Source organism: Cupriavidus sp. UGS-1 (assembly GCF_021213615.1).
In the GTDB taxonomy this organism is placed as follows: domain Bacteria; phylum Pseudomonadota; class Gammaproteobacteria; order Burkholderiales; family Burkholderiaceae; genus Cupriavidus.
The window spans coordinates 174503-188059 of record NZ_JAJQJF010000004.1 but is presented as its reverse complement, the minus strand read 5'-3'; the positions used below and the strand labels follow the sequence as shown (position 1 = coordinate 188059).

The 13557-nt window shown below is 66.8% G+C and carries 12 protein-coding genes and 1 pseudogene; 5 read left to right on the top strand and 8 right to left on the bottom strand.

What is annotated here, in order from left to right; genetic code table 11:
* Positions 1-329: 329 nt before the first annotated feature.
* A complete protein-coding gene (fliE, locus tag LRR16_RS07520; protein WP_198753044.1) occupies positions 330-650 on the top strand; it encodes a flagellar hook-basal body complex protein FliE in 321 nt (106 codons plus the stop codon).
* Between the two features lie 177 nt (positions 651-827).
* On the opposite strand, the gene LRR16_RS07515 is transcribed toward fliE, so the two are convergent.
* From LRR16_RS07515 to LRR16_RS07485, 7 genes are all read right to left on the bottom strand, one after another.
* Positions 828-1115 carry an EscU/YscU/HrcU family type III secretion system export apparatus switch protein gene (locus tag LRR16_RS07515; protein WP_053823468.1) on the bottom strand — a complete coding sequence of 96 codons (288 nt, stop codon included), beginning with the start codon at positions 1113-1115 and terminating at the stop codon, positions 828-830.
* Complete coding sequence (locus LRR16_RS07510) at positions 1112-2515, bottom strand: flagellar hook-length control protein FliK (protein WP_232205381.1); 1404 nt, start codon at positions 2513-2515, stop codon at positions 1112-1114. The genes LRR16_RS07515 and LRR16_RS07510 overlap by 4 nt, the downstream gene beginning before the upstream one ends.
* Before the next feature lie 69 nt (positions 2516-2584).
* Positions 2585-2920: a flagellar protein FliT gene (locus tag LRR16_RS07505; protein WP_006577182.1), complete on the bottom strand. Its 336-nt coding sequence runs from the start codon at positions 2918-2920 to the stop codon at positions 2585-2587.
* Positions 2920-3378, bottom strand: a complete 459-nt coding sequence (gene fliS / locus LRR16_RS07500; protein ID WP_006577181.1) for a flagellar export chaperone FliS — start codon at positions 3376-3378, stop codon at positions 2920-2922. The genes LRR16_RS07505 and fliS overlap by 1 nt, the downstream gene beginning before the upstream one ends.
* A 21-nt stretch (positions 3379-3399) precedes the next feature.
* The gene (gene fliD / locus LRR16_RS07495; RefSeq protein ID WP_064574259.1) at positions 3400-4848 is read right to left on the bottom strand and encodes a flagellar filament capping protein FliD; all 1449 of its coding nucleotides are present in this window, start codon (positions 4846-4848) and stop codon (positions 3400-3402) included.
* A gap of 135 nt (positions 4849-4983) precedes the next feature.
* The gene (locus tag LRR16_RS07490) at positions 4984-6177 is read right to left on the bottom strand and encodes a flagellin FliC (protein WP_023264267.1); all 1194 of its coding nucleotides are present in this window, start codon (positions 6175-6177) and stop codon (positions 4984-4986) included.
* A gap of 189 nt (positions 6178-6366) precedes the next feature.
* The gene (locus LRR16_RS07485) at positions 6367-6696 is read right to left on the bottom strand and encodes an RNA chaperone Hfq (RefSeq protein ID WP_064574258.1); all 330 of its coding nucleotides are present in this window, start codon (positions 6694-6696) and stop codon (positions 6367-6369) included.
* 956 nt (positions 6697-7652) lie between these two features.
* Between LRR16_RS07485 and LRR16_RS07480 the strand changes: the two genes are divergently transcribed.
* The 4 genes and pseudogenes from LRR16_RS07480 to LRR16_RS07465 all read left to right on the top strand — a co-directional run bounded on the left by LRR16_RS07480 (position 7653) and on the right by LRR16_RS07465 (position 12059).
* A complete protein-coding gene (locus tag LRR16_RS07480; RefSeq protein WP_232205380.1) occupies positions 7653-9494 on the top strand; it encodes a methyl-accepting chemotaxis protein in 1842 nt (613 codons plus the stop codon).
* Between the two features lie 113 nt (positions 9495-9607).
* Positions 9608-10102 carry a helix-turn-helix transcriptional regulator gene (locus tag LRR16_RS07475; protein WP_232205379.1) on the top strand — a complete coding sequence of 165 codons (495 nt, stop codon included), beginning with the start codon at positions 9608-9610 and terminating at the stop codon, positions 10100-10102.
* Positions 10099-10293 (top strand): annotated as a pseudogene (locus tag LRR16_RS07470) (nucleotidyl transferase AbiEii/AbiGii toxin family protein); the annotation flags it as partial. The gene LRR16_RS07475 and the pseudogene LRR16_RS07470, both read left to right, overlap by 4 nt.
* A 281-nt stretch (positions 10294-10574) precedes the next feature.
* Positions 10575-12059, top strand: coding sequence for an MDR family MFS transporter (locus LRR16_RS07465; protein WP_006577175.1), 1485 nt, complete (start codon positions 10575-10577; stop codon positions 12057-12059).
* Positions 12060-12114: 55 nt separating this feature from the next.
* On the opposite strand, the gene LRR16_RS07460 is transcribed toward LRR16_RS07465, so the two are convergent.
* Entirely contained in the window at positions 12115-13557 is a 1443-nt protein-coding gene (locus tag LRR16_RS07460; RefSeq protein WP_232205378.1) for an FAD-binding oxidoreductase, read from the bottom strand.

Sequence of the window (13557 nt, the reverse complement as noted above, 5' to 3'; positions counted from 1 at the left end):
TACTCTCCGCGATAGTTAAACAAAGGGGCGCCGGTGTCGTTAATGCATTCGCTGGCACCAAACCAGGAAAGCGGGTGGGAGCGGCAAGGCGACAACCCGCCAGACCCGGCACGGTAGCGATGATCGGTTACCGCGCGCACAGACAATCGGGGGAATAGGACGGCTTTTCGGTCCGATTTCGGCCTATGCCGGGCCAGGCGCGACGGGTACGCTTCGGCTGCTGGATGGGAAGGAGCGCCCGCGCGGCACCCGTTCCCGTCCGACCGACCCAATCCGGGGGCCCGCCGACCTTGTCTCGGCGCCTCGCCAACTACGGAATAGATAGACCGATGAGTTCGATTGCTTCCATCGAAGGCATGCTGCAGCAGCTGCGCGGCCTGGCGCAGAGCGCGTCGGGCACGACGTCCCAGACCGCGCCGGCCGCCGCTTCCGGCTTTGCCGGCGAGCTGCAGCGTTCGCTGCAGAAGATCAGCGGCGCCCAGGAACGCGCCTACGGCCTGGCCGAGGCGTTCGAGTTGGGCAAGCCGGGAATCGCGCTGAACGACGTGATGATCGAAATGCAGAAGGCCAGCATTTCGTTCCAGACCGGCGTGCAGGTGCGCAACCGGCTGGCGATGGCGTATCAGGAAGTGATGAATATGGCGGTGTAAGCGTCGCGGATCGCGCGCTACCTACCGTATGCCATCTCGTCATTCCCGCGAACGCGGGAATCCAGCGTCTTTTGACGTCACTGGGTCCCCGCCTCCGCGGGGACAATGATGTGAGTGGAAACATGAAGGCGGCCCTTGCGGCCGCCTTATTCGTTTATTGCTGCGCCCGGGGTACCCTCACTCGATCCGCACGATCCCCGTATCCGCCTCTAGCCGATGCAGCCAGGCCAGCAGCTCTGCCACGGCCGTATAGAGCTGCGGCGGGATCTGGCTGTCAAGGTCGACCTGCATCAGCAGGTTGACCAGCGTGGGCGAGTCGTGGACATAGACGCCGGCTTCGCGTGCCTGCGCGATGATCGATTCGGCGATCAGGCCGTAGCCCTTGGCGACCACGCGCGGGGCCGCGTCGTTCTTCTGGTACGACAGCGCGACGGCGGCGCCGCGGGGCGAGTCCTGCTGGCTCATGCGGCGCCCTCCGCGTCGGTGTCGCGGCGAATCGAGAAATGCAGCAGGTCGATGCCGCGCGCGCCGAGGTTGGTGCGAAGGCGATCCTGCGCGTCGTTCAGCATCCGTGCGATGCGGTCTTCCTGCACGGCCAGCCGGGTTTCCAGACCCGTAGGCGTCAGTGTCAGCCGGGCCTCCACCGTTCCCAACTGCGGCAACTCGAGCACCAGCCGGCTCGACCACGCGCGTTCGTCGGCGTCGTCGCCGTGTTCCGCCGACCCGCCGCGCTGGTGCTGTTCGGCGATGTCCCATTGCATCGGCGTGCCGGGCCACGCTTCGCCGGCCCAGCGGAACTGCTGGGTCGCTAACAGCTCGAGCTGCTGGCGCACGATGCCTTCGGTATTCGGATGGATGGCCGGTGCGGCTTCGGTCTTGGCCATATTGGCTGTCGCATCCGGCCGTGCCTGGGCGTCGTCGCTGGCGCTGAGCAGCGTCTGGGAGCCGGCCTGGCGGGCGGCGTCGTTGGCGGCGGCCTGGTAGGCCTGTGCTGCCGCCTGCAACGAGCGCGGCGTTTCGTTGCCGCGTGGGGCGTCGCTGGTGCGTGCAGCGGCGTCGCCCAGCGTCGCGGCCGGGTCTTCGGCGCCTGCCTCCAGGCCGGTGGTGGCGGAGCGCGCGGCATTCAACGCGGCGTCGAGCACCGCCTGCGAGGGATCGGCGGCTGCCAGTGCCTGGATCGCGCTGCTCAGGGCCTGGGCGTCGGTGGGCGAGGCGGGGAGCAGAGTCGGCAGCGGCGCCGTGCCCGAACGTTGCATCGGCGCGCCCGGTTGCTGCCCGTAGGTGCCCGTCGCGGCCCCGTGACCGGACGCGGCACCGCCGGCGCCGGTTCTGGCGCTGTTACCGGCGCTGTTGCCTGCGCTATTACCCGGATACGGATGCCGGCCGATTCCCGCCTGCGGCTCGCGCGCCAGACTAGCCAGCCCGCGTTCGCCGGCGATCCACTGCGCAAGATGCGATTCATAGAACAGCCCGCTGTCCTGCACCAGATGCATCAGCGCCTGCCGTACCTGCGCGGTTCCCTCGGGCAGGCGCGTGGGCGGCACGGCCAGCAGCGGACCGGCGCTGCGCAGCGGCGCGGCCGAACCCTGCGCCAGCAGGGTCAGGATGGTACGGGCGGCGAAGCTGAGGGTTTCGCGGGTGGAGCCGACCGGCGGGGTGGCCGTAGGCTGGCCCTGTGGGCCGGGTCGCACCGGCAGTTCGACCGCGCCGGGAGCGGTTCCGTCGGATTGCCGGACCGTGGCGCCGCCGGGGCTGGTGGTTGGAATCAGCGCGGCAAGCTTGTTCGCCGACACCTGCGCGCGCAGCGTGTTGGTATCGAGACCTTGCCCTGACGGCGAGCCGGGCGGCAGATGGATCGCGGTCATGGGGTGGCTTCCGGGTGGTCCGCTGGGTCACCGGCTTGCCGGCGACGGCCAGCGGGACCCGGTGCGGGGTCAGGCAAGGCTGCCGTAGGCGTGCGAAAGATTCTGGCGGCGGCGCGAATCGCCCAGCAGTTGGCCCAGACGTGCCAGGTGCGGCAGCATCAGGTCGCGGATGCGGGCGTCGTACGCCAGGATCCGGTCGAGCAGCGCGTGGCGTCGCATCCGTTCTTCGGCCGAGACCGGCACGTTGTGCTCGAGCTCGCGCAGGCGGTCCACCACGGCCAGGTAGACCGTCTGCACATCGTTGAATGCGGTCCAGTTTTCCGCCTCGGCGGCTTCGAGCATCTGCTCGGACAGCAGCAGCAGTTCCTCGTAGTTCAGCACGGTGGGAGACACGGTATGCATCATCAGTTCTCCTGCGCCACGGCAACGGCTTCCGGCTGAGCGGCGGCCGCCGATTGCGCGGCGTGGTCGCCGGCTTCCGGCTCGCCGATCTGCGCCCATGCGGTGGCGAGGTTTTCCAGCAGCGCGTCGACCTCGTTGAGCAGCGTGACATCGCTGCGCACATTGGCCAGCAGCAGGCGGCGGGTCATGTAGTCGTACAGCGCTTCGAGGTTGGCGGCGATCTCGCCGCCGGTGTCGTGATCCAGCACCGCGCGCAGGCCGTTGTCGACGATGTCGATCGCCTTCGAGATGGCCTGGCCGCGCGCCTGCACGTCGCCCGCATCGAGATGGAACTTGGCCCGTGCGATGGCCGAGCGCGCGCCGTCGTACAGCATGGCGATCAGCTTGTGCGGGCTCGCGCTCATGGCCCCGGTCTGCACGCCGACCCGGGCATAAGCGTTGATTGCTTGGCGCGCGTACATGATGGCGGTCCTTGCCGTTGGTTACTTCTTGGTCTGGTTGGCCAGCGCGGCGAATTGCTCGGTCAGATAGCTGCGGGTCTGATTGAGCTTGCTGACCAGCAGGTCCAGCTGGGTGAACTGCGCGCGGTAGCGTTCGATGGTCGTGTTGACGCGGTCCTCGACCTGCGCGTAGCGGTCTTCCAGGTCCTTCAGGCTCTCGGTCAGGCCATCGGTGGCAACCTTGATCGCCCCGTTGGTTTCGTTCAGGTCGTCGATGGCGTCGGTGATCTGCTTGCCGTAGCCGCCGGTGCCCGTGGTGTGCGAGAACATCGAGGTCACGCCGCCGAGGTTCTCGCTGATCGCCTTGGTCAGCTTCTTGTCGTCGACCTGCAGCGTGCCGTCCTTGGTGAACGAGACGCCGATCTCCGACAGCGTGATGGTGCCGCCCTTGCCGTCCGGCTGCGGCACGTTCAGCATGCTGCGCAGGCTGGTCTGGATCGAGCGCAGCGTGCTGTCGCCGTTCAGTGCGGCGCTGCTGCCGGTGGTCGTGTCGAACGCGGTCAGCGACTTGGCCGTGCTCTGGATGTTGTTGTACGCGGTGACGAAGCCCTGGATCGCGGCCTTGATCGCGTCGGTGTCGCGCGTCACGGTCAGGCTGCTGGTGCCGGTCTTGTTCAGCGTCAGCGTGACGCCCTGGGCCGCATCGGTGACGGTATTGCTCTGGCTGACCACGTCGATGCCGTTGATCTTCAGCTTGGCGTTGGTCGCGCGCACCGTCTCCTGCATGCCGCTCGGCTGCACCGCCTGGGTCGGATCGAAGCCGACCAGATTGCTCAGTTCGGGACTGTCCGCGGTAATCCGCATGCTGGACTGTTCGCCGGTGGTGTTCGAGGTCAGCACCAGGCGATAGGGCGTGCCGCTGCCGTCGTTGACGATGCTGGCGGTCACGCCGACGCTGGCTTGATTGATCGCGTCGCGAATGCCCTGCAGCGAGTTCTGGCCGGGCTTGATCTCGACGGTCTTGGTGCGCGCGGCGTCGGCGGTGAAGCCCAGCGGATCGGTGTAGCCGCCGGTGCCTTCGTTGTAGCCCTGGCGCGTGCCGAATTCGAAGGTGATCTTGCCGGTGCCGATCGCGGTGGTCTGGCTGGCGACGTTGGTGCCCACCAGCGATTGCGCCTGCGCGAGGCTGGTGACGTTGACCGAGTAGGTGCCCGGCACGGCGTTGGAGCCTGCCGCGGCGGTCATGATGTCGGTGGAACCGGCCACCGCCTTGGCGGCGCCGAAGGTGGCCGCATCGGCGAGCTTCTTGGCGGCGCTCTGGTAGGCGGACAGCACGCTGCTGAGCGTGCCGTAGGCGGAAAGCTTGGCTTGGTAGCTGGACGCCTGGGTCTCGAGCAGCTTCAGCGGCGTCTTTTCCGCGGCCTCGAGTTTCTCGAGCAGCGCGCCAAGTTCAAGTCCGGAGCCGACACCGATGTTGGAGATGGTAGCCATAGTCTTTTGCCTTTGTTGTTCAGCCTGTCTACGTCAACGCGTCCCAAGAAACGCTTTGCAGGCAGCGAACTGCCTGCGAAGCATTCCCAGCGGAAAACCGGGCCTTGCGGGCCCGGCTTTCCGCGCCGTTGCGAATTAACGCAGCAGCGACAGCACGTTTTGCGTGGTCTGGTTGGCTTGCGCCAGCACCGAGGTACCAGCTTGCTGCAGGATCTGCGCGCGGGTCATGTTCGACACTTCCGTTGCGTAGTCAGCGTCCTGGATGCGCGAACGCGAAGCCGACAGGTTGGTCACGGTGGTACCCAGGTTCGAGATCACCGAGTCGAAACGGTTTTGCACCGCACCCAGCGAGCTGCGCAGGGTGTCGACGTTCGCCAGCGCTGCGTCCAGCTTGGCCAGCGGGTTCGAGCTGGCGCCCGAGGTGATGCTGGACAGTTGGATGTTGGCGGTGTCGATCGCGAAAGCGGCGGTACCGGCGGTCGTGGTCACGTCGGCCGATTGCGGATCCAGAGCGATGTAGAACTCCTTCGCAACGGTCGCTTCGACTTCGAAGCCCTTGGCCTTCAGCGTGCTGACTTCGGTCGCGTCGGCGGCGGTGATCGTCACGGTGGCGTACCAGTTGCCGTTGTCGTCCTTCTCGGCCGTACCGGCCAGGACCACGCTACCGGCGGCGACGCCCAGGCGCGAAGCCAGGTCACCAGCGTTCGATTCCGTCACGGCCGTGGTCGTCACGTTCGTCGTCGTGCCGTAGGCGGTTTGGTAGTCGGCGGCGACCAGAGCGGCCGGCGTGCCCTTCGGGCCCGACACGTTGAAGCCGTCCAGACCCAGGGTCTTGGCGGTGATTTCCTTCAGGTCGATGGCGATGATTTCGCCGTCGTTCGCGCCGACCTGGATGTTCATCTTGGTGTCCTTGGCCAGAACCTTGACGCCGTTGAACTGGGTCTGTTCCGAGACACGGTTGATTTCTTCCAGACGCTGCTTGATTTCGTCCTGGATCGATTGCAGGTCCGAAGCCGAGTTCGAGCCGGTCGCGGCTTGCACCGACAGTTCACGGATACGCTGCAGGTTGTTGTTGACTTCCGTCAGCGCGCCTTCGGTCGTCTGAGCCAGCGAGATGCCGTCGTTGGCGTTGCGCTGCGCTTGCGTCAGGCCGCGGATGTTGGCGGTGAAGCGGTTGGCAATCGCCTGACCGGCCGCGTCGTCCTTGGCGCTGTTGATACGCAGGCCCGAGGACAGGCGCTGGATCGCGGTGTTCAGCGCCGATTGCGACGTGTTCAGGTTGTTCTGAGTCATCAGAGACAACGAGTTGGTATTAATGACTTGCGCCATGGTACGACTCCTATTTGCAATGTTTTACGCATTCCGGCGGGTGCCGTAACGTTGGCTGCCTGCACTGCAGGGCGTGAAGTGCCTCCGTTGCCAAGGTTATCGACCGGGCTGCCGAAAGGTTTAGAGTGACTTTCAGTCGGTGGCGCGGAAAGCTGTCATTGCAATGCTGCGGGCGGCTCCTGGCCTGGCTCAGGCGCGCCGGCGGGACCGCGTGCGGGGGGTGAACAGCCGCACGAACTCGGGCGGCACCTCGTCGCGGGGCAGCTCGATCGGCTGCCCGTCGACGTTGTCCGGGGTGATCGCCGCGATCGCATGCTTGTAGACGATCTGCGGCGCCGGGTCGCCGTGGGCCAGGGCCAGCAACACCATATAGGCGTCGGCGCCAACCACGACCCCGTGCAGGCGCACGCCGCTGGTCAGATGCAGCACCACCGGATGCCGGCTGGCGCGATGAAAGGCCAGTTGTCGGTCCTGGAGCTGGCGGCCCGGACGAATACTTCTGATTTCCTGATACTTCACGACTTCTCCGGTCGAGCCCGATAGGGTTCTGTCGGCAGACAACGGTACGGGGATCAGGCACGAGCCGGCGCGGATGCGGCACGACGGTATCCGTATTGGCGAGAGCCCGATCTTGGCGAGGGATGAAACATTCGCTCTCGGTACCGGCGCGGGGGAAGTCATCGCGTGTCCTTGCGGCCGTGGCGCTTGTGGTTCGCGGATGTGTTGCCTCGACGGTCGGACTGGCGTGCCGCCAGAAGAGAAGGGGAATACTTCGGCCCGGAGGGTAACAAATTTTTACAACTCGGGGATCGAAGGAGCCGTGACATGCGTCTAGAGGTAAACCTCTAATTAAGTGCTTGCATACATGTGCCGATAACCACAGCTGTTCTCGGCGTAAAGTGCTTCGGTCGGCGCAGCCTTTAAAGCGAACTGCGAGCCGAAGCGGGTTCCCATCCGAGTGTGTACTCACCTCGACGCTTCTCTGCAGCAATCGCGACGGTCTTTTCTTGTTTTATTTGTAAAACAAAGTAAGTGTCACTATCGGCATTTACCCTGATGGAAACTGTATTTACACCTCATCTAAGCACCGCTATAGTCGGCCGCGAGCCAATCGGCTCTAGCAGTCCTGGAAAGCCTACGAGCACCCCGCGCGTGGGCTTCTTTTTTTTGCCCGCGTCCTGTGCAATGCCGGACGTCTTCGCCCGCCTGGGGCGGAATACCGGATGCTCGGCGTCAATTGGACACCCGTCCTGTCTCGGGCAATCGATGGAGCTGACGGGGTTTTTGCCTCTTGTTCGCCATTTGGCCATGGGGTCCCCGCTCACCACTCGTTCTGCTGACCTCAGTCGACCTCTGCCGCCGATAGCGATACCCCGCCGTATCGGCTGCCATCAAGAAAGCGCTCCTTCCTGCCGTTAGCGAAGCACCGCCGCGCACACGCGCGCGGCGTCGACTACCAGAGAAGAGGGGGCGGTATGGGAGGGTGGAAGCATTTCGGCATTGGCGCGCGCCTGGCGGGAGCCTTTGCCGCGATGGTGGCGTTGCTCGCCGTGGTGGCGGGTTTCGGCCTGATCGCGCTGGGCGATATGAACGCTTCGATGCGGACGACCGTCGAGCAGCGTCTGCTGAAGGTCATGGAACTGGACGGCGTCAAGGAGGGTGCGCAGGCCATCGGCATCATGGTGCGCGACGCGGTGCTGACCGAGGATCCGGCCGTGGTCCAGCAGAACGTCGGCCGCGTCAACGAGCGCCGCAAGCAGATGAGCGCCACGCTCGACGATCTCTCCAGGCTGATTGCCGCCTCCGACAATCCCGGCCTCAAGCAGGTGTTCGACGAACTGGGCAAGCATCGCGCCGCCTATAACGCCCAGCTCGACCAGTTGCTGACGCAGCTGCAGGCAGGCGAGTTCGTCGCCGCGCGTGCCGGTCTGATTGTCACGCTGCCGGCCGCGCAGGCAGCGTACTTCGAGCGCCTGGACACGCTGATCGCCTCGGGCCGCAAGATGGCCACCGAGGCTGTGCAGCAGGCCCAGGCCGACTATCTGTTCACGCGCAATCTGCTGCTCGCGCTCGGCGCGGTATCCGCGCTGCTGGCAGTCGGCCTGGCAGTGGCGATCACCCGCTCGATCGCCGGGCCGGCGCGGCAGGCGTTGGCCGCGGCCGAGGCGCTGGCGCAGGGCGATCTGGCATTCGCCATCCGCGCCAAGGGCGACGACGAGATGGGCCGGATGCTGAAGGCGATGCAGCGCGCTTTCGCGGAACTGTCGGTACTGGTGCGCGGCATCCAGAGCGCCTCGGGCGCGATCGACGGCGCCACGCGCGAGATTGCCAAGGGCAACACCGACCTGTCGCAACGGACCGAGGAGCAGGCCGCCTCGCTGGAGCAGACCGCCGCCTCGATGGAGCAGCTGACCTCGACCGTGCGCCAGAACGCCGACAACGCCCGCCAGGCCAACCAGCTCGCCGTCAACGCCTCGGCGGTGGCCGCCGAGGGCGGACGTACGGTGCGCAGCGTGGTCGAGACGATGCAGGGCATCTCGCAATCGTCGGCCAAGGTCGCCGAAATCATCGGCGTGATCGAAGGCATTGCCTTCCAGACCAATATCCTTGCGCTGAACGCCGCGGTCGAGGCCGCGCGCGCCGGCGAACAGGGGCGCGGTTTCAGCGTGGTGGCGGCCGAGGTGCGCAGCCTCGCGCAGCGCAGCGCGGCGGCGGCCAAGGAGATCGGCGAGCTGATCAACCGTTCGGTCGAGCAGGTCGAAGTCGGCGCCCGCCAGGTCGAGCAGGCCGGCGGCACCATGGACGGCATCGTGGAAGCCGTTCGCCGCGTGACCGACATCATGGGCGAGATCTCCGCCGCCAGCGCGGAGCAGTCGACCGGCATCGAGCAGGTCAACCGCGCGATCGCGCAGATGGAAAGCGTGACCCAGCAGAACGCCGCGCTGGTCGAACAGGCCGCGGCCGCCGCCGAAAGCCTGCAGCAGCAGGCTGCGGGGCTGGTGCAGGACGCGGCGAAGTTCCGTGTCGAGGAGGCGACGGTGGCGTTGTCGCGAGCCACGGCCCCGGCTCGGGAACCGATGCTCGCCGTGGCGGCGCCGATTGCCAAAGCTGCGCCGGGTGCCAAGGTTGCATCGGCCGCAAGCCCCGCCTCGCTGCGTGCGGCCACGACCGCACCCACTCCCAAGACACCGGCGGTCTCTCGCGCCGACGGTGCTGCCGCAGCAGGCGCGAAGTCCCGTGGCACGCCGGTGCGGCCCGCCGCTCTGGCCGCTGCGGGAGCGCCGGCTGCTGGCGCAGATGACTGGCAGAGTTTCTGAAACGTAGTTGGGACGTAGACCGCGTCCCAATTTGCGTGGTCGACCGGAGCCAGGAAGGCCGATTTGGCGCTCCGTTTTTGTCGTCTGTAATTGACAAAAACTGGAGGCGCCAAATGAACGTCGCTCTACTTGGCAACGCCCTTCGCCGCAAACGAATCCAACTAGGCCTGACCCAGCAGCAATTGGCAGATATGGCGGTGCTGTCGCGGCAAACCTTGAACGGCATCGAGCACGGCCATGTCAACGTCACCGTAGACACGCTTGGCCGTCTTCTGGACGTTCTGGGGCTGACGTTGGAAGTTGCGGACCCTGAACAGAAGCGGGGTCGCCCCGCGCGGGCGGTATGGATGGCGGCGAAGGGTGCCAATACCAGCTATTCCGGTGAGCTGACGCCAATGGCACTGGAGCAGGCGCTGATCAGCGGACAAGTTCCCGACGAACTGCAGCCCCAAGTCGCCCAAATCCTGGATGAGGCGCCGCTGCAGTTGGTGACGAAGATGGTGGCGGAAGTGGCCACGCGCCACGATCGGAAGCCCACCGAAATCTGGAAGAACCTGCGCCGGATGGCGCGTGAGCTGACGGCGACGCGGGGTGGCCTATGGGCATGACGGTGAAACTCCGCGGCGACCCTTGGGAGGCCCTATTTCCGCATGCGCTAACGCTGATGGAGGAAGTGAAGACGCATGGAGGCATCGAGCCGCTCTGGACGTTTGGCGGTGGCACGGTATTGATGCTGCGTTACGACCATCGCATGTCGAAGGACATCGATATCTTCGTCCCTGATCCGCAGTACCTCGGCTGAGTAAGAGCGCGCCGAAAGGCACACTTTTAAGCAAGCGCCTACAATAGCCGTCTGTCCTTCATTAGAAAAGCCGGTCCGGCCAGCGCGGTCGTGCACCGGCTATGTTGTTTCTCCTTGCCCGCCCGATGATCGCTCCCCTTCGTTCTGGCCTGCGCCTTGCCGGCGCGGTTGCTTCCGTTGCGGCTTCCGCTGGTTCGTCGGCGTCGCCCGCCGCGTCATCCGTCCCGCCAAAGCCTGTTCGATCGGGCGAGCCGACCGGGTCGCCGCCGGTCCCGGTGATGCAAGTGATATTCGGCCTGATGCTGGCAATCCTGCTCGGTGCGCTCGAGCAGTCGATCGTGGCCGTGGTCTTGCCCGAGATCGCCCTGCGCCTGAACGGCTTCGATGTGATGGCCTGGGTCGTGTCGGCCTACCTGATCGCGTCGACGGTGGCCACGCCGATCTACGGCAAGCTGTCCGACGTACTGGGCCGGCGCTCGGTGCTGTCGTTCGCGATCGTGCTGTTCCTGCTCGCGTCGATCGCGTGCGCACTCGCGCAGACGATGCCGCAGCTGATCGTCGCGCGCATCCTGCAGGGGCTCGGCGGCGGGGGGCTGATCTCGGTGTCGCAGGCGGCGATTGCCGACGTGGTGCCGCTGCGCGAGCGCGGCCGCTATCAGGGCTATGTCAGCGGCGTGTGGGCGGTCGCCAGCATGGCGGGACCGGTGATCGGCGGCTACCTGGCCCACTATCTGTCCTGGCGCTGGATCTTCTGGATCAACCTGCCGCTGGCCCTGCTGGCGCTGTTCACGGTGCGCCGGGCGCTGCGCCATCTGCCGGCCGGCGGCGGCCGCAAGCATCGGATCGACTATCTGGGCGCGCTGCTGTTCGGCGGTGGACTGACCGGGGTGCTGGTGTTCCTGACGCGGCTGGGCCAGGGCCACGATGTCTGGCGCGCCGATTCGCTGAGCCTGCTGGGCGGCGGCGTGGCCGCGCTGCTGCTGTTCGTCTGGCAGGAGCGCCGCGCTGCCGATCCGGTGATTCCATTGGCGATGCTGCGCGTGCCGACGGTGGCGATCTGCTGCATCACGCTGTTCCTGTGCTTCTTCCAGTTGATCGCGATGTCGGTGCTGCTGCCGCTGCGTTTCCAGGTGGTCGGCGGCGCGCAGGCGGACAGCGCGGCGTTGCGGCTGGTCCCGCTGACGCTGGCGATTCCGTTCGGCGCGTTCATCGCGGGCCGGCTGATGACATGGAGCGGGCGCTACAAGCCATTGCAATTGATCGGCGCCGCGGCCGCGCCGCTGGCGATCGCGGCGCTGGCCTTCGTGGATCCTCGTGCCGTGGTGCTGACCGGCGTCGTGATGGTGGCCCTCGGTCTGGCGATCGGCCTGCAATTGCCGAGCGCGCTGGTCGCGACGCAGAACGCGGTGCCCCCGCAGCAGGTCGGTATCGCCACCGCGCTGACGGCGTTCTCGCGGATGCTCGGCGGTGCGGTCGGGGTCGCGGTGCTGACCACGGTGCTGATCGCGCTGCTGCGCCATAGCGGCATGGCGGTCAGCCCGCTGCCCGGTGGCGAGGACGTGCTGATGCATCTGTTCCGCGAGGTGCTGTCGCTGGGCGATGGCGCCGAGGCGGCGGCGGTGCGGCAGACCGCGGAACGCTCGTTCCGCGCGCTGTTCCTCGCCAGCGCCGCGGTCTCGCTGCTGGCGCCGCTGCTGGTCGTGCGGCTGCGCGAGGCGACGCTGCGCGGCAGTCCCGTGAAGGCCGCGGCGAGCGTCGAATAGCGATTGCACGATCGGGCAGCGCCATGTCGTTTGACATGGCGCGCCCCCGGACCATTCACTCGAGATCGACGACCCGGCCCGGGCACAGGATATGGTGCGGGTCGAGCGTCCGCTTCAGCAGGCGCATGACCGCCAGTTCCTCAGGCGTACGCGAACATCCAAGGAACGGCTTCTTGTGCGTGCCGATGCCGTGCTCGGCCGAAATGCTGCCGCCGAAGTCCTGCACGACGCGATAGACCACTTCGCTGATCTCGTGCTCCGGAAAGTCGGGCAGCGCAACGTTGGGCAGATAGACGCTGACATGCAGATTGCTGTCGCCGACGTGGCCGAAGTTCACGAGCTCGGCCTCGGACCATCGGTCCAGCACGGCGGCGCGCAAGGCCTGCGCAAACTCGCCGATGCGGCCGATCGGCAGGCTGACGTCGAACGCGGCGTTGGGCGCCCACATCACCGGAAACTCGGCGACGGCGTCGCGTAACTGCCAGAAGCTCTGCGCCTCCTTGTCGCTGGTCGCGACCGCGGCGTCCTGGATCAGCCCCGCGTCCATCGCGGTCTCCAGCATCGACTCGAAGGCGGGCGCATCCTGGCCGGCGTCGTCGCCCTGCAGGTCGAGCAGCACGTAGAACGGGTGGCCGGCCGGCAGCGGCGCACGCACGCCCGACACGCGCGTCGTCACCAGCTCGTAGAAGTCGGCCCACATCACCTCGAATGCGGACAACCGGCCAGCCAGCTTGCGCTGCGCATGGCGCAGCAGTTGCACGACGTCTTCGTAGCGGGACAAGGCGCACAGCGCGGTCTGCGTACTGGCGGGCAGCGGCGCGAGCTTCAGCACGGCGCGCGTGATCACGCCGAGCGTCCCTTCGCTGCCGATGAACAGCTGGCGCAGGTCGTAGCCGGCGTTGTTCTTCAGCATCTTGTTCAGCGACGTCAGCACGGTGCCGTCGGCCAGCACCGCTTCGAGTCCCAGCACCTGGTCGCGCATCATGCCGTAGCGGATCACGCGATTGCCGCCGGCGTTGGTCGCGATATTGCCGCCGATCTGGCAGCTGCCGCGCGCGCCCAGGTCCACCGGCAGCAGCCAGTCCGCCGCGCGCGCCGCCTCCTGCGCGGCGTGCAGCGTGGTGCCGGCCATCACGGTCATCGTGCCGGCCTGGCCGTCGATCTCCTCGACACCGCGCATCCGCTCGAGCGACAGCACCAGTTCGCCGCCTGCCGGCGTCGCGGCGCCGGCCAGTCCCGTCAGGCCGCCCTGCGGCACGACAGCTTGCCGGTGGCGATGGCAGATCGCCAGCACCGCGGACACCTCGGCCGTATTGCGCGGCCGCGCCACCGCGATCGGCGGCACCGGATCGAGCGGGGCGTACCAGTCCTTGCGAAAGCGCGTCTCGATGGCATCGCCGGTCTGCAGGCCGGCGGGATCGAGCGCGGCGGCCAGTTCGGACAGCAGGGCGTCGCGGTTCACCGCCGCGGATCGGGTTTGGGTGCTGGAGCTTGCCAT